Source organism: Botryobacter ruber, from assembly GCF_003347595.2.
In the GTDB taxonomy this organism is placed as follows: domain Bacteria; phylum Bacteroidota; class Bacteroidia; order Cytophagales; family Hymenobacteraceae; genus Pontibacter; species Pontibacter ruber_A.
Genome location: NZ_QCZK02000004.1, coordinates 65,993 through 82,066 on the forward strand (window position 1 = coordinate 65,993; position 16,074 = coordinate 82,066).

Below are 16,074 nucleotides of genomic sequence, written 5' to 3' on the forward strand. Positions count from 1 at the left end.
ACCAGGAGAGCGGCAGCTACCTTTGCTGTTTTAGTGCCCGCAAAATATTTGTAAACATTCCCGGTTCGCCTCTGCGTATCCGGTAGCAATTCTCAAATACTTACTTTATGTTAAAAATTTACAGACTGATTTATGTGGTGCTTGTCCTGGCGGTAATGCAGGCAGAAGCAGTTGCGGCTAAGGCTATGGTGGCAGTGGCAGAAGACCTGGAGAAAGATGCCAATGTGGTAGTGCTTTCGGAAGAGGTTGTTTTTACCGTAAATTCTGTCAGCAACGGTACAATGTTGGTTAAGACCAGGATTAAAATTCTGAACCAGAACGGGCAGCACAAGGCGAAGCTTTACGTGCCGTATAACAAGCTAGAAAAGGTTGATTTTATCAACGGAACCTCTTACGACCTTTTCGGGAAGAAAATAAAGAGTATCAAAAACAAGGATATCAAAGACGTGAGTGCCGTAAGTGGTAACCTGTTCGACGACCATCGTGCCAAAATAGCAGATCTGTCGCATCTTTCTTACCCGTACATAGTGGAGTTTGAGTACCAGACAATCTCGAATAACATGCTGTTTTACCCGGTATGGCAACCTCTTGATGACGAGAAGCTGTCGGTAAAGCAAGCCAGTTTCCAGGTAAAACTGCCCAAAGAAATGAAGCTGCGTTACAAGGAGCTCAACCTGAAAGAAAAGGTAAGCATTGGCGCCACGCCTACCCACGATGTGTATACCTGGAAAGTGGAAAACCTGACACCTGTAGAGCGGGAGCCGTATGGTCCGTTGTTCAGAGAAATGGTGCCAGTTGTGTATACGGCGCCCTCAGCGTTTGAGGTGGAAGGCTACAAAGGCAACATGGATTCCTGGGCTTCTTACGGGCAATGGGTAAATAAACTGAACGAAGGCCGCGGGGTACTGCCCGAAGCTACAAAACAGAAGCTGCAGGCGCTGGTAGCCGGCATCACCGATCCGGCGGAAAAGGTTAAGAAAATCTACAGCTATTTGCAGGCGAATACCCGCTATGTGTCTATCCAGTTGGGTATTGGTGGCTGGCAACCTTTCGAGGCGTCGTTTGTGGATGCCAAAGGCTACGGCGACTGTAAAGCCCTGACCAATTATACCCAGTCCATGCTGAAAGCGGTAGGCATTGAGTCGTATCATGCGCTGGTTTTGGCTGGAGATGACATGCCGGATATTCAGACAGACTTTCCGAGCCAGCAGTTTAACCATGTGGTGCTGTGTGTGCCCATGCAGCAGGATACGGTTTGGCTGGAGTGTACGAGCCAGAGCCGATCGGCAGGATACGCTGGTGAGTTTACCGGCGGCAGGCATGCGTTGCTCATCACGCCCGAAGGAGGCAAAGTAGTGAAAACGCCCGATTACTCGGCGCTGGATAATGCCCAGAAACGCACAATTACCGTGAAGCTGGATGAAAAAGGCGATGGTGCCGCCAACATTGTTACCCTGTATTCAGGTATTCAGCACGATACGCACGAGGGAGTTATCAATAACATGAGCGTGGAGGAGCAGCGTAAATGGCTGTACAAGTTTATCAGCCTTCCTTCTTTTGATATCAGCACCTTTACCTTCGATCTGAAAAAAGACCGTGTGCCAACGGTAACGGAGAAGGTGGACCTGAGTATGCGCAAGTGCGTAAATATAAGCGGAAAACGCATGTTCCTGACTCCGAACCTGCTGAACAAATGGTCTAGTACGCCGCCTGCTGTTGAAAACAGGCAGTGGGAGGTGGTAAGAACCATGTCGTTCCTGGATGTGGACACGGTGGTATACCAGATGCCTGCCGGCTATTCACTGGAGTTCAAACCGGATGACGTTACCCACAAATCTGTTTTCGGGGAATACAACGTCACCATTAAAGTAGATGGCGACAAAGTAACCTACATCAGGACTTTGCAGATGCAGAAGGGCCGCTACGGGCGTGATACATACCCTGCCCTGATCGAGTTTATCAACAACATCGTGAAAGCCGATAACAAGCAGGTCGTGTTTGTTAAGAACGTGCAGTAAGTTTTATGCACCCGTTGTTTGTCCTGTAGTTCTGCTGTACCTGCCACCACTCCCTCTGCTCCAGTGCTTTGCGACAGGGAGTGCTTGATGTGTGGACCAAGGTTGCAGGAAAGAAAGGAGTTGTGTGTACAAAGCTGTACAAAAAAAGAGGGTCCGGGAACATGCAGCTCCCGGACCCTCTTTTGATTTAGACGCTAGCTAGCTAGTAGATACTAGTTAGCAACTACCATTTTGCGTGTAGCACTTACGCCATTAGCGCTTAATTTGTAGAAGTAAACACCGCTGTTCAAGGTGTTTACAAATCTAACTTCGTGCGCACCAGCAGCCTTGTTACCTTCAGCCAGGGTAGCTACTTTTCTGCCAGTAATATCAAAAACCTCCAGCGCGATAGCACCTGCTTTTTTCAGCTCAAACTGGATGGTAGTAGAACCGTTGGTTGGGTTAGGGTAGTTCTGGCCCAGGCTGAACAAGGCGTTACTCTTCTCAGTTGCCAGATTAGTTACTAAAGGATTTGCAAGTGTGGTCGGAACAGTAAGACCAGCCAAGCTGTAGATTGCATTTCTCCACAGCGTAAGACCTTCCCTGGTAAGGTTAGAACCTGCGTCTTTGTTGAGTGCACCATAGTTCATACCCATCATGATGATTCTGGCTTGAGTTGTTTCAGATCCAATCTGAGTATTTGCTGGTATATCATTAAAGAAAATAGGTGTTCCGGTTGCTGCGATACTTCTGTCTGCATTACCGGCAAATTCTGCAAGCGTCCTGTTTGCAGGAGTTAACACAATAGCGTTATTATAGCTAAAGCCCTTATATGCTTGTGTGCCTGTTGGAGCGCCACCATTATCTGTTGAGCCAGTTTTGAATACAGGAAGAGTGCCAGCTTCGTCAGTAAAGGAAATGCCTTTGAAAAGTTCGTTCGTCCTGTTGGCAGTAGGTACTGTCATAGATAAAACTGTAAATCCAGGAACCTGGGTGCCGTCTACAACAGTGCTATTCATGGATGCATCAATTCCCTCACCAGCGGTGCCTGCTGCTAAGGCTCTGCCTGCTCTTAGCGAATAGGGCTTATTATAAAGTGTAGGTTTTGTGAACCTTGATAAGCCTAATGTTCCTGTAGGCGATAAAATTGCTGAAGAACTACCAAGGGATTCCTGTATAACAACAACGTCATAAGGGGCCATATCAACGGCTGTTGCAGCTGCATTTGCTTCGTCAGAAGTCAATACCCTTACTGTTACATCAAAATTGGAATCTCTCTTCAACAGTTGAATAACAGCATCATTGTTCTGTGGTGCTGCAGTAGCATCCCAGCCCGTTCCTTTGTCTTGTGTAATGTAAAGTACCTTCTTTGCCTGGGCAAAAGCAAAGTTAAACGTACTGCAGGTTAACACTGCTGCAGCAGCTAATGTGTAAAATTTTTTCATAAAGGATTTTGAGTTAAGTTATGGTTATTAAAGTGTAATCGGGGCGAAAGATGGTGAATTGGCAACTATTAAACAATAGGTGCATAAAATAAATATTTAGAAGATTTAATGTAAATATTACGGAAATTTCCGTAATATTTACGGAAGTGGTAATCCTGAAAAAAGTAAATTTTGTTAATGTTCTTAGCGGCTTCACTTTACGTGATCGTTACTGCGATAGCCACCATGTTTTTTTGCGCCTCAACTAATTTTTGCTACGGAGGAGATGCTTCGGAGGGAGTGGTAAAGCTTGCTTAAGGAGGAGTAAATAAAAAAGCGGGTTCAGAAGTTATAACCTCCTGAACCCGCTTCGTTGATTGTACTTTGTTATGTTAGTTCTTATTTGGAAATCAGCATTTTACGGGTTGCTGTTGCTCCGTTAGCGCTTAGTTTGTAAAAGTAGATACCGTTTTTGAGGTTGCTGTTGTTTAACTTCACCTCGTGTACACCGGCAGTTTTTAAACCTTCAGCCAGCATAGCTACGCGCTTGCCGGTAATGTCATACACTTCTAACGTTACATGACCTGCTTTTTTCAACTCAAACGCTATGGTAGTAGCAGCATGGAACGGGTTTGGATAGTTCTGGCCCAGGTTGAAGCTGGCATTCTTAGTTTCGGCAGCTAAGCTGGTTACAATACCTGTATTTGGTATAGTAAGACCTGCCAGGCTATAAATGGCATTTCGCATTAATGTGAGGCCTTCAGCAGTCATATTGGTGCCGTTATCTTTCATCATAGCTCCTGTATTTAACCCTACGGCAATCATTCTTGCCCTTAATACCTGGTCGCCAATAGTTGTGCCGGCAGGTATGTCGTTTAGGAACATCACTTGGTTTTTATTTTCGATTGCGTCTATAGCAGGCACTGTTCCCAGAAGAGTGTTTTCGGCAGAAATGGTGAGGCCGTGTGTGTAGTTGAAAGTCTTAACTGCTTCAGCACCACTACCACCAAGATCTGTGGCACGCGTTTTAAACACAGGAAAGGCACCATTTGTGAAAGTGATTCCTTTAAACAAATCGTTGCTCCGATTGGCTTCCGATACTACAATAGCCGTGTCTCCAATATCAGCGCTAGTACCGCCTCCTGTTACCACAGCTCTGCCATTTCGCAAGGCATAGGTTTTGTTGTAAAGGAAAGGAACCGTGATATTGGCTAAACCAAGTGAGCCAGCAGGCTTGTAAATATTATCACCAGAGCCAAAGCCTTCCTGAACCACCACAACGTCATAACCTGATAAATCTACTGTCGCATCACCTGCAACGGCATGTACAGTTACATCAATATTCGGATCGGCCTGTAACATTGCAACTATGGGGTCAGCTGTATTCTCAGCCATAGTTTTGTTTGACATCACATAACCCACTTTTTTAGGGGTAACTGCACCACCGCCCGCGGTTGTTGTACCGGAGATTGTTAAATTGCGGATAGCGATATATTTGCCAGACTGGGTGCTACTCGCGTTATGTACCCAGGGATAGAATCTTAAATAAAAAGTCTGTCCACTATTTACCATGGCACTGATTGTTTTGTTAACTGCAGTAAAACCAGTGCCGCCTGTCTCTCCTGTAACCCTGCTAACTGCATTATCAGCCAGTCCAGTACCCTCCTCAAGCAGCGTAGCATTTTTGAAACTCGGGGTAGTGGAATAAAAAACTTTGGCCTTCATATTTCCTGTACCTGAAGCAACGAGGTCATAACTGAGACTGGTAACATTCAGGCTTTTACCTGCAGTAGGTGAAACAGCAAATTGAACGTAAGTATTCGTGATTGTGTCTAATTGGCTGGCAGGCATTGCATTACCCTCCATGCGCATGCGAAGGGTATTTTCAGCACTAGCTAAATAACCTTGTTTTTCCATAGTGGTTAAAGTCATTACCGCATTCTGGACTTCTCCAGTTATGGCCACTTCTTCACCTGTGCCCCCGTTGTCAGGATTAACCAATGACCATCTGGCCGATGCAGAAGTCTGGGCCAATGCTACATGGAACAAACCGCAAACGAAAAACACGGTACCGAGTAAAAGGTAAATTTTTTTCATAATGTTTTAATTTAATTGAAAAATGAAATACAGATACTAATGCAATCGATTGATTAAATATGGGTATGAATATTTAAAAAAACAAATATTTGTAAGTTAAATTTAAATTAAGTGCTCTGCTGAGTTGGCTGATTGTTACTAAAAAAAGCATATTTTTCTGTGCTCAGAGACTGCTGGAGCACAAAAAAACGGGTCCGGAATTTTTTCCCGGACCCGTTTTTTTGATGTTGGTTTACCTGAACTGTTTACCTGGTTATCACCATTTTGCGGGTAGCTGTAGCGCCACCGGCACTTAACTTATAGAAGTAAATACCGTTTTGCAGCGTGTTGCTGTCTAGCTTTACCTCGTGTACACCGGCCGTTTTTAAGCCTTCGGCCAGCAGCGCTACGCGCTTGCCGGTGATGTCATACACTTCTAATGTAACATGGCTTGCTTTTTTCAGCTCAAACGCAATGGTAGTAGCAGTATGGAACGGATTCGGGTAATTCTGCTCCAGGCTAAAGCTGGAATTCCTTTTATCAGCAGCAAGGCCGGTTACAGGGAAGCTTACATTCTCCGGCATCCAGTCGAAACTGAAGGCAGGGTGCGTTTCTTTGGAGAAGATATTGGCAATGGTGTGCTCAGCAGCTTCCTGTGCCGTTAATACTCTTGAAATAGAAATCCTGCTGGCTGTAGCCGCACCCGGACCTGAATTGTTGTATTCGCCGTAGAGCGCAGGTGTCACATTCCAGGTTTGCCAGCCGGCTGCATTAAGTGAAGCAGGAAGGAATGTATTCATGAAGACTGTGCGCGGGGCTGCCTGCCATGGCCTGCCCAGGTGGAAGCTTGTAATCGGAACTCCGTCGAAACCAACCTCATCAGCCGTAACAGTAGAGTTCAGGAACACAAATCCGTGCCTGGTGTTCGCTTCTGTAGAAGCTGCTGTCAGCATGCCGCCGTTTCTGTTTACATTAATGGTACAGTTGTCGAACACTACAATGTCTCTGCCAAAGATGAAGTCGACAGAACCTTCGATGTAGCAGTCTTTCATGTAGATACGGCCTACCACGCGTCCGCCCCAGGCGTAGAATGTGTCCTGGTACCCCAGGATGCGGCAGTTGTAGTAAGCCTGGCGGTCGCCGTTTACGCGGAGGGCTACAGCCTGCTCGTTTTGTGCCGTGTTGTCATTTCTCTTGGTGTTCTGGAATGTGATGTTGGCGGCAATAAAATCGTCAGCCTCTATGGCTACACTGTAAGAGCCGGAGGTGCCGAGGTTGTTTTTACCGGCGTAATCGTCGTAGGTAAGAATGGTGTTTAAAGGATTTTCGCCACGCAGAATTACATTTACTTTGTTACGTTCCAAAATAAGCTTCTCCTTATACGTTCCGGGCTTCACCAGAATTGTCCACTTGCCGGTGTAGAAATCAGGAACAGCATTGAAGGCAGCCTGTACCGTCGTATAATCGCCGGAGCCGTCTTTGGCAACCACCTTGGTTACATCAGGAGCCTGTTGCTGGGTAGTAAACGTAACTTCAGGTCCGTAGCCTGTTCCCTGGCTGTTGGTGGCATAGGCGCGCACGTAGTAGGTGGTGTTTGCCGTCAGGCTGTGCAGCTGACTGCTGAAGCTTCCCAGACCGGCACCGTCTACCGACTTATTATCCGCAAGCGTTGGGTTGCCGGTGGTGTTCCACACAAGGCCACGGGCAGTTACATCTACGCCGCCCCATGCCGTTACGTTACCGCCGCTTTGTGCCGATGTGGCAAGGATACCGGAAGCAGCTGTTGTGGTTACCGTAGGAACGGCCAGTTCGGCCAGGGTGCTAAAGCTTACCTGCTCGCCGTACGAAGTGCCGGCGGTGTTGGTGGCGTAGGCACGCGCATAATAGGTAGTGCCCGGGGTTAAGCCGGTTAGCTGGCTGGAGAAAGCGCCTGAACCTTCGCCTGCAGTTGTCTTGGTGCCGTCTACTGTCGGATTCTCGCTGGTACCGTAAGCAATACCTCTGGCTGTAACGGCAGCACCGCCGTCAGAAGAAATATTGCCTTTTACAGTAGCAAAAGTTGTGGAGATGTCTGATGCAGGCGTAACAGTAGTTACAGCTGGAGGATCAAATGTAACGCCGATAGCAGAACCGGAGAGGGTAACATTATATACTGCCACTAACTTGGCCCAGCCCTCTGCATTTTTATTGTGCGGGTAAATGCGCAGGTAGAATGTTTCGCCTGAATTAATAGTAGCATTTAAGGTAGCGCTAACAGGCGCCACTTTATTACCCACCAGGTCCATGTCTTCCACCAGCAGCGTACGCTCGGCAAAAGTCGGGTCTTTAGAATAATAGATAGCTGCTCTCAGGTTGGAAGAAAACCATCCGCCAATATAAAGCGAAACGTTGGTAATGTTAAGTGTAGCGCCGGTTTTAGGCGAAACGGCATACTGGAAATAAAGCGACTCCACCGGGTTCGGCTCCGCCTGCCAGTCCTGCGACACAGTCTGGATAGCGGCTACCGTTACATTCTCGTTTGTATCGGTTGTAGGCAGGTTGGTTGTGCCGTAATATTGCATGGCAGGGCTGTAGGCTGGAGCGGTGCCAACTACTGCGCCAGTAGTAGAGAAAGTCTGGTCACTGTTCCATACGATACTGGATGGTACGGCAGTTGCCTCGCTTTCGCCTGTTATTGTAACATCCTTCAGGGTAAGGTACTTGCCTGATTGTGTGGTTGTCGCGTTGTTTACCCAAGGGTAGACTCTTACATAGAGGCTGTCTCCTTCCTGTAAAGTTATAGCAGTAGTTGCAGAAACAGGTGTAAGTGCCGATGTGCTCAGCACGTTGTTCGTAAGGGTTGTAGAATATTCTATCTGGGTAACATTTTTAAATCTGCGGTCAGTGGAATAGTACACATTTGCTTTCATGGCATTGGTACTGTGTGCTCCCAGTTTAAGCGCGATGGAGCGTACAGTAAGTCTACTATTTGGGCTTGGCCCTACTGCAAACTGTACATAAGTGCCCGCAACAGTATCGGTTTGCGAAAGCGGCCAGTTGTTATTGTCTATACGCACACGCTGGCTGCCCTCGGTTCCGGTATACTGGTTGATGTTCATGTTTACCAGGCGCTCTGTCGACGCCTGCATCTGACCGGTTGTTATCACAGCCTTTCCTGTGCCTCCTGTGCCAGGGTCGGTCAGCGGCCAGGTGGCGGAGGCAGGCGTGCCTTGGGCAAATGAAAAATTGAGCAGGCAACAGAACGAGAATGCCATGCCCAGCAATAAGTAGAATTTCTTCATAGGGTGAAAATTTAGAAAGTAAATGAAAGATATCGGTTGAATGCGCAATCGATTGTTCGATATTAGTATTTATTTTTTACTTTACAAACGTTCATTAGTAATTAATTTTAAGAAGCTTTGGCTGCATCCGGCTGCTTAACTGTTTCTGCTACAGAGGTTCTGAGGCAGTGGTGGCTGTGGCTGCAGAAATAAGGCAGGCCAGGTGCAGGCCGGTTCCATGTTCGGGCAATACGGTTTTTCTGCAGCCACAGCCACCACACTTGTTGCACCGCATTGTTGCGGGTTCAGCCGCGTTACTTCAAAACCTGTACCGCACCTGCGCCTTCACATCCGCCCTTCGTGGACCCTCTATCGTCTCGAGCCCGGAGCCGATGGTGCGCTGGTTGCGGTAGTGGGTGATGCCGTATTTTACCCACAAATCCATGCGGGGCAGGGGGCGCAGTTGCAGCAGTCCATAGATGCGGGTGCCGCGGCCGTAGAAGGCAGGAATGGAGAAGGCGTAGAGCACGTCGCGCTCGAAGGTATATTGCCGGTTCTCGTAGTTGTCGGTGTCGAAGATGGCGTAGCGGGTGCTCAGCCGGAAGCTCCGGAAAGTGAAGTTGATGTCCTGGGCAATCAGGTAGCCGGTGGTGGTGGGGTTCTCGTGGGTAAAGCTGCTGAACTGCACCCGCGACTTGAGCGACACCACCTGCGAGGGCGCAAAATCATAGTAAAGCAGGTAATGCCGCCGCTCGGCCTGCGCCACATAATCGAGTGCCGTGGTGTTGTTGGGAGCGTTCAGGCCTTTGCTTTCGTGGCGCACCTGGGCGTAGAGCGATGTCTGCCGGTTGGGGCGGTAGTAGAGGCGCAGCAGGTACTCGTCGCCGTACGATGGGGCATCTACGCGGTAACGCAGCCACGGGAACCGGAAACGGTCGTAGTAAGCTGTAATTTCCCACTTCGGAAAAGGTTTGATTTTGATGCCCGTGTACAGGCCGCCCTCGTTTAGGTTGCGGGTTCCTTCGCCAAAGGCGTTGCCGTAGAAAGAGTGGAAGTGACGGTCGTAGTGGCGGTAGAGCAGGGCCACTTCCACCTTGTTCGACAAGTTGGCCATAAAGCCGTTTACCGTGCCCACGCCGCCGCTTTTGGATGCCGCTGTTTCCCCGAAAAGATAAACGTTCTGCCAGGTATAGCTGTAGTGGGCGCCGAGGTTGTAGTTGGTGGTGCCGCCAAACTCGAACTGCTGATAGGGTGCGCCTGTCTTTTGCATGGCTGCACTATAATGTGTAGCTAAGGCTGTGATGCCTGCAGCAAAAGCCTTGTTCCGGCTCTGCAAGCTGATGTTCCCGCCGCCGATCTGCTCCCGCACAGCATGTTTGTTGGCCAGTTCGGTAGGGGTGCGGTGGAAGCCGGAAACCTGAACAGCGGCAAACACATCTTCTTCGGTAAGCGTGTCAGCAACAGTTTGCAGATTGGCATCCACGCGTTTGTTTGAGTAGAAGCCGGTGGCGGTGAAGCTGTTGCTGAGGGCATAGGTAGCGGCAGCTCCCCGAAAGAAACTTGTTTCCAATACCGAACTGTAGGGGCGGATGCCGAGGTTGGCGCGGCTGACGGTGTTAATGGTTTCGCTGCCTTTGCCTACGCTGTAGCCCGACGAAAGCAGCAGCCCCTGCCCGAACTGCAGCTGGTAATCGCCGAGGGCGATGGTTTTAAAGCGTCCTTTGTTGTAAAGCTGCAGGTGAGCCGTGTAGTAGTCGAAGCCGTAGCGGCGGGTGGGGGCGTCCCAGGTAAATTGTTCGCCGGCATCTTTTTCGGCAGTAATGCCCAGGCTGTAGTCGCGGGTGTGGCTGACGCGGTAGCGCATGAACAGTTTGTCGGGGCCGCCCAGGTAGCGGCTGCTGGTGGAGGGGGTGTAGCCACGGCGCTGCTGCAGCGTGCGCTCGTAACGGAAGATGAGCGCGTTGTTGTCTTCGCCCACGATCCGCTGCCAGAGCGGGCGCTGGTCGGCGTTGAGTCCCGCATCGCTCACCCGCACAAAGTAAATGAGCCGGTAAATCGTAGGCAGGTCAAATCCTTCGATCGACTGAAGTTCATAAATACTCAGCAGCTTCCCGTTTTGCTTCAGGTGCTCAAAAAAAGCCATGATCTGCGGCCGTGACAGGATGTAGAGCGAAGCCAGTTTTTCGGGTGTGGTGTTGTTCAGGTCAATGGGGTTTTGGTAGTACTGGAAGAGCGTTTCGTACAGGTCTTCGTAGGGTACAGTGTCGTCTTCCTGCTGGGCAAACAGTTCCTGTACAAACAAGTCAAAATCGAAGGTACGGCGCTGGTAGTCCTGTGCCTGCAGGCGGAGGCAAAGCAACTGGATACATAGCAGTAGCAACAGCCTTCTCATGCAGATCAGTTAAGTTGATAGGAAACTGAAAGATGATGGTTCAGCCCCAGCAGCGTGTGCGTGCCCAGCGCGTAATCTACCTGCAGTTGGCGTGCCTGGAAGCCTGTGCCAAACGAAATGGTGCTGGTCTGGGTGGCGTAGCCGGTGCGGAGGGCAAACTTCTCCAGTGGCTTGTATTCCAGCCCCGCCTTTAGTTCGGCAGGAAAGTCGATGTGCTTTTCTGTTTCGGCACTCAGGAGTAGCTTCTGGTAAGGGCGGTAGGCCAGCCCGGCTTTCATGACGGTAGGCAGCCGCTCGTCTGCAAATTCCGACAGCTTTGCCTGGTTCAGGTTGTAGGCATAGGCGCCAAAGAACAACTCCGGCGTTACCTCTGCCTGCACGCCTACCGACAAGGCCACCGCTTTCCGGCTTCCCAGTCCCTGCGCTGCCACCTGCCACACATCGGCTTTGGCGCCCAGGCTGAACTGCCCCAGCCGGTGCCCGTACCCCAGTCCCAGCGACTGTCGGCTATAGAGTTCGTCGCCGAAGCGGCTGATGCTCAGGCCAAAGGTGCCAGCTTTGGGAGTGGGGTAAGCAGCCAGTAAGGCCATGGTCGTAAAGGCCCGGACTCCGAAGCGGTTCTCGGCATACACGCCTGCCGCTGCTTTTTCGAGTGTTGCCACGCCTGCCACATTGTTGTTCAGCGCCCATAGCCCGGGGAAGGTAACGGAGGCATTGCCAACGGCAGCGGCACGCGCACCGGCAGGTACGTCGGCCTGTGCCGTGGCCAGGCAGGGGAGAAGCAGCAGGCAGAGCAATGGTGTGTAACGCAGCAGTCCCGGCATAGTGGTGAGTTGAATTGCATTTTATGGAGAGGTTTACGGTGCTGTGGGAGGACTGTTCGTGTTTTTGTTTTATTTTTTGAAAATTTTGTAGGGACAGGTCGTGACCCAATGCCGTCAATTTAAGGAAATTTATAGCGCGAGCGTCCTCGCTCGTGTTTACTATTCCGCGGCCTCTGGCCGCAGTTAATGGTCTGTTCGTGGTTCACGGCGGCCAGAGGCCGCAAAATAGCCGGCACGAGCGAGGACGCTCGCGCCATGTTACTCTTAAGTTGACGGCATTGGATCGCGACCTGTCCTTACTTTATGTGTTGTGCCTGAGCAGCAGAGGCTGTGGTGGCAGGTGCAGCAAAAAAAAACGGGGCAGCGACTGTTGCCGCTGCCCCGTTACTGTTGTTTATGAAGATAGAGTTAATTTCTTATTTCGAGTTTCACGCTTTTCTTGCCTTCCTTCTTCTTCACTTTCACCTTCGACTCGCCTTCTTTTAGCTCTGCTTTGGCTTCTTCAATGGCGGCCTCTAACAAATCAGAGGTAACGTTCGGGATGGCGGCTGATGCGGCGTCGCCTGCATCGGGGTTGCCGTTGTCCACGATCGTCATTTCGTTTATCAGGTTGGTAGCGCCGGCAAACTTATCGATGATGAACAGCAGGTAGCGCGAGTCCATGTTGATGCAACGTTTGTAGTCGGGGTCGTACACCAGGTCGCCGGTCATGGCTTCCCAGTTGCCGTCGAAGGCCACGCCAATCAGTTCGCCCCGGCCGTTGATCACCGGAGAGCCGGAGTTGCCGCCGGTGATGTCGTTGTTGGTGATGAAGTTCACGACCAGTTCGCCCTTTTCGTTGGCGTAGCGGCCGTAGTTTTTGGTGCGGTACAGTTGCTGGAGTTTATCCGGCACAATGAACTCTTCGTTGGTCGAGTCTGCTTTATCCATGATGCCCTCCAGGGTGGTGTAGTAGTTGTAGCGCACGCCATCCTGCGGACTGTAGCCCTGCACGGTGCCGTAGCTCAGGCGCATGGTAGAGTTGGCATCAGGATAATATACTTTGTCCGGGTTCATCTGGCGCAGCGCTGCAACGTACAGGCGGTTCGCTTGTGCCAGCTTCGCATTGGCCTCGGCGAGGCTTGGGGCAATGTTGCTCCTATAGTTGTCGATGATGCTGTTCACGATCTGGAAAGCCGGGTCGTTTTCCAGTTTCTTCAGCGCCGGGTTTTGCAGGAACGCTTCTGTTTTTTCTTCCGACACCAGGAACGAATTGTTGAACACATAGTCGGCCAGTTTTTCAAAATTGCCGTTATACTTTTTCACCATGCTTTTGAAAGCGTCCGGCTGCTGCTCTTTCGGAATATCCTCAGAATAGTATTTCATCAGTGCAGCAAACACTTTTTTGTCGGCAGGGGCATAGTAGTTTTTGAAGTGCGATTCTACCGTTGACTCCAGGTCTTCTGCTGCTTTTTTGGCGGCTTCAGCATTGCTAAGTTTGAGAACATTGTAGAGCGGCGTCATGCGGTAAGCGAGCAGGAGCACTTCGGTTCCCAGCACAGCCTCGTTGAGGTAAACGGTGCCCAGGTTATATTTTTCGATCTGGTTATTGGCATTTCCGATCTGGTTCAGCACATCGCCGTATTGCGCCTTGCGTTGCGCATCGGCCGTTACCCAGGTCTGGAATTTGGCTTCGTCGGCTATTTTGCCTTCCATGGTTTTCATGCGCTCAATGCCTTCGTTCTGGCCGATGGAGTACTTGTAATAGTTGGCCGTAGAGGCGTATTTAGAAGCGTACTTGATGCGGGTAGCCGGATCTTTATCCATTTCCTCTTTCCAGAGGCCCAGCTTTTTCTCGCGCAGCTTGATGCGTGATTTGTTCAGCTGGTTCACCTCCAGTTTCAGGCCGTGCGAGGTCATGAAGCGCTTGGTGCGGCCCGGGAATCCGAACACCATCGCAAAGTCGCTTTGCTCTTTGCCGCTGATAGACACAGGCAGGTGGTGCTTTGGCTTGTAAGGCACGTTGTTCGGGCTGTAGTCAGCCGGTTTGCCATCGGGACTCATGTACACGCGGAACAGCGAGAAGTCGCCGGTGTGGCGGGGCCACATCCAGTTGTCGGTGTCGCCGCCGAATTTGCCGATAGAGGAAGGCGGGGCACCTACCAGGCGCACATCAGAGAAACGCTCGTATACGAACAGGTAAAATTCGTTTCCGTTAAAGAAGTCGCGCACATAGCTCACATACTGGCCGTTGTTGCTGGCCTCGCGGGCGATGGCCTGCATGCGCTGCGCCGTTTTCTGGGCACGTTCCTGCTCGGAGGTGGTGTTGCTGATGCCTTCAAGCACCTGGCCGGTTACATCGTCCATGCGCACCAGTATGTCAACGAATAGCTCCGGGTTAGGCAGTTCTTTTTCTTTGGCCATGGCCCAGAAGCCGTCGGTCAGGTAATCGTGTTCGGTGGTGGAGTGGGACTGGATGGAACTGTAGCCGCAGTGGTGGTTGGTGAGCAGCAGACCTTCCGAAGAAATAAATTCGCCGGTACAGAAGCCGCCGAACTGTACGATGGCATCTTTAAGGCTGGAGTTGTTCACGCTGTAAATTTCTTCGGCAGTCAGCTGGAGTCCCTGCTTCTGCATATCGGTATGGTTCAGACGCTTAATCAGCATCGGGAGCCACATTCCTTCATCTGCTTTAGCTGCGAATGGCAGGCTCAGCGAAACAAAAAGGAGGAGTGAAAGAATTCTTTTGAGCATAGATGTTGTTTAGATTAGGTTAGTAATGCAAATTTAGTAAAAACTGCACATCTTCTGTTAAGCATATGCAATTGAGGTGCAGAAACAAAAACATAAAATTATGACCTGGATCCTACAGAAATTAGTATTAGGCCTAGTCTGGATGTACCAGCACCTGCTATCGCCTTTAACCCCAGCAAGTTGTCGCTATACCCCGACTTGCTCGCAGTATACGCGGGATGCGGTAAAAAAGTACGGCCCGTTTAAAGGCGGCTGGATGGGACTCAAGCGGATTGGCCGCTGCCACCCCTGGGGCGGGAGCGGGTATGATCCGGTGCCGTGAATTAGTTATTGGTTATTCGTTATTGGTTATTGGGGAGGTTATGAATAGGTGGGGTGGTGGAGCAATGACTGTGGTGACAGGTGCTGTGGTGTTCTTTTAAGTCTTTATTTCAAGTGTTTCAAAATTTGTATTATGAGAAACTGGCCATTTTTTACAGTACTTTTTATTCTTAGCTCCTGCGACTTTACTAAATGTGATTTAACCATTATCAATTCAACTGAACACCAGTTGTATTTCTATGTACATCCCTTGAATAAAGAAAATTCTTGGTCCTACAATATAGCCTATAAGCATAATATTTCTAATGACCCAAAATACGCTGAAAAGTACTTAGATTTTGAAAATAATCCCTATGCTCTCGGTGTAGGTGATACAGTAGTCGATTGTATAGTCAATACAAGTTTCAGGCAATTTTCTCGCGAGTATGGCGGACTAACAATAACTTCGTATTTGAGGGAAAAAATTGAAGCTAAATTGCCAGGGGATTCCCTACAGCCAAGTGATATATACAAAAAGTTAGATTTAACTGTTGGCGAGTTGGAGCAACTTGACTATAAGGTAATAATAAAATAGAATAAGTTTATCTGGTTATGACATAGGATTCATACTTGTTGACATCTCGTTGGCAGCCTAAATCAGCAACATAGCCATGTCAAAAGAACTGCATGCAGGAAGCTAACGTTCTTATAGAAAATGATTAACTTAGGGATATGAGGAAGCTTACGATACAAATACCCGGTACTGTCGATTTAGGTGACAAAGAGGCAAGAATGGCATTGGCTTCAAAGCTGTATGAGCTAGGAAAGCTGACGCTGGGGCAGGGTGCAGAGATGGCAGGTTATTCTAAAGAAACATTTATGGAATTGTTAGCGGACTACGGTGTGTCTCTTTTTAATTACCCGGCAGACGAATTAGATGAAGATTTCAGGAACGCCTCCCGTCATAGTCTCTGATACCAGCTGCCTTATACTCTTCTATAAGATTGGAGAGTTGGAACTGTTGCAAAAAATCTATGCACAAATTATTGTCACAGAGAAAGTTTTCCA

Annotated in this window: 10 protein-coding genes; 4 read left to right on the forward strand and 6 right to left on the reverse strand. The window is 49.5% G+C overall.

The window, feature by feature from the left end; all coding sequences use genetic code 11:
* Positions 1–107 precede the first annotated feature (107 nt).
* The gene (locus tag DCW36_RS00545) at positions 108–2,018 is read left to right on the forward strand and encodes a DUF3857 domain-containing protein (protein ID WP_114782502.1); all 1,911 of its coding nucleotides are present in this window, start codon (positions 108–110) and stop codon (positions 2,016–2,018) included.
* Between the two features lie 212 nt (positions 2,019–2,230).
* Here DCW36_RS00545 and DCW36_RS00550 read toward each other — a convergent pair whose 3' ends face one another.
* The 6 genes from DCW36_RS00550 to DCW36_RS00575 all read right to left on the reverse strand — a co-directional run bounded on the left by DCW36_RS00550 (position 2,231) and on the right by DCW36_RS00575 (position 14,706).
* Positions 2,231–3,442: a T9SS type A sorting domain-containing protein gene (locus DCW36_RS00550; RefSeq protein ID WP_114782503.1), complete on the reverse strand. Its 1,212-nt coding sequence runs from the start codon at positions 3,440–3,442 to the stop codon at positions 2,231–2,233.
* Between the two features lie 378 nt (positions 3,443–3,820).
* A complete protein-coding gene (locus tag DCW36_RS00555; RefSeq protein ID WP_114782504.1) occupies positions 3,821–5,518 on the reverse strand; it encodes a T9SS type A sorting domain-containing protein in 1,698 nt (565 codons plus the stop codon).
* A gap of 245 nt (positions 5,519–5,763) precedes the next feature.
* On the reverse strand, positions 5,764–8,778 hold the full coding sequence (locus tag DCW36_RS00560; protein ID WP_125185406.1) for a pectinesterase family protein: 3,015 nt from the start codon (positions 8,776–8,778) through the stop codon (positions 5,764–5,766).
* A 298-nt stretch (positions 8,779–9,076) separates the two neighbouring features.
* On the reverse strand, positions 9,077–11,149 hold the full coding sequence (locus DCW36_RS00565) for a hypothetical protein (RefSeq protein ID WP_114782506.1): 2,073 nt from the start codon (positions 11,147–11,149) through the stop codon (positions 9,077–9,079).
* Between the two features lie 5 nt (positions 11,150–11,154).
* Complete coding sequence (locus DCW36_RS00570; RefSeq protein WP_125185407.1) at positions 11,155–11,973, reverse strand: PorV/PorQ family protein; 819 nt, start codon at positions 11,971–11,973, stop codon at positions 11,155–11,157.
* 408 nt (positions 11,974–12,381) lie between these two features.
* A complete protein-coding gene (locus DCW36_RS00575; protein WP_164890992.1) occupies positions 12,382–14,706 on the reverse strand; it encodes a S46 family peptidase in 2,325 nt (774 codons plus the stop codon).
* Between the two features lie 100 nt (positions 14,707–14,806).
* Between DCW36_RS00575 and yidD the strand changes: the two genes are divergently transcribed.
* The 3 genes from yidD (at position 14,807) to DCW36_RS00590 (ending at position 15,981) form a co-directional block, all read left to right on the forward strand.
* Positions 14,807–15,028 carry a membrane protein insertion efficiency factor YidD gene (yidD, locus tag DCW36_RS00580; protein ID WP_114782530.1) on the forward strand — a complete coding sequence of 74 codons (222 nt, stop codon included), beginning with the start codon at positions 14,807–14,809 and terminating at the stop codon, positions 15,026–15,028.
* Between the two features lie 249 nt (positions 15,029–15,277).
* Positions 15,278–15,601 (forward strand): hypothetical protein, encoded by a 324-nt coding sequence (locus tag DCW36_RS00585; RefSeq protein ID WP_128396928.1) that lies wholly within the window; start codon positions 15,278–15,280, stop codon positions 15,599–15,601.
* A gap of 137 nt (positions 15,602–15,738) precedes the next feature.
* A complete protein-coding gene (locus DCW36_RS00590) occupies positions 15,739–15,981 on the forward strand; it encodes a UPF0175 family protein (RefSeq protein ID WP_114782509.1) in 243 nt (80 codons plus the stop codon).
* The last annotated feature ends 93 nt before the right edge of the window (positions 15,982–16,074 follow it).

Excerpts from the sequence above, each read along its gene's own strand:
- DCW36_RS00545 (WP_114782502.1), top strand. The coding sequence starts at position 108 with ATGTTAAAAATTTACAGACTGATTTATGTGGTGCTTGTCCTGGCGGTA.
- DCW36_RS00550 (WP_114782503.1), bottom strand. The coding sequence starts at position 3,442 with ATGAAAAAATTTTACACATTAGCTGCTGCAGCAGTGTTAACCTGCAGT.
- DCW36_RS00555 (WP_114782504.1), bottom strand. The coding sequence starts at position 5,518 with ATGAAAAAAATTTACCTTTTACTCGGTACCGTGTTTTTCGTTTGCGGT.
- DCW36_RS00560 (WP_125185406.1), bottom strand. The coding sequence starts at position 8,778 with ATGAAGAAATTCTACTTATTGCTGGGCATGGCATTCTCGTTCTGTTGC.
- DCW36_RS00565 (WP_114782506.1), bottom strand. The coding sequence starts at position 11,149 with ATGAGAAGGCTGTTGCTACTGCTATGTATCCAGTTGCTTTGCCTCCGC.
- DCW36_RS00570 (WP_125185407.1), bottom strand. The coding sequence starts at position 11,973 with ATGCCGGGACTGCTGCGTTACACACCATTGCTCTGCCTGCTGCTTCTC.
- DCW36_RS00575 (WP_164890992.1), bottom strand. The coding sequence starts at position 14,706 with ATGCTCAAAAGAATTCTTTCACTCCTCCTTTTTGTTTCGCTGAGCCTG.
- yidD (WP_114782530.1), top strand. The coding sequence starts at position 14,807 with ATGACCTGGATCCTACAGAAATTAGTATTAGGCCTAGTCTGGATGTAC.
- DCW36_RS00590 (WP_114782509.1), top strand. The coding sequence starts at position 15,739 with ATGAGGAAGCTTACGATACAAATACCCGGTACTGTCGATTTAGGTGAC.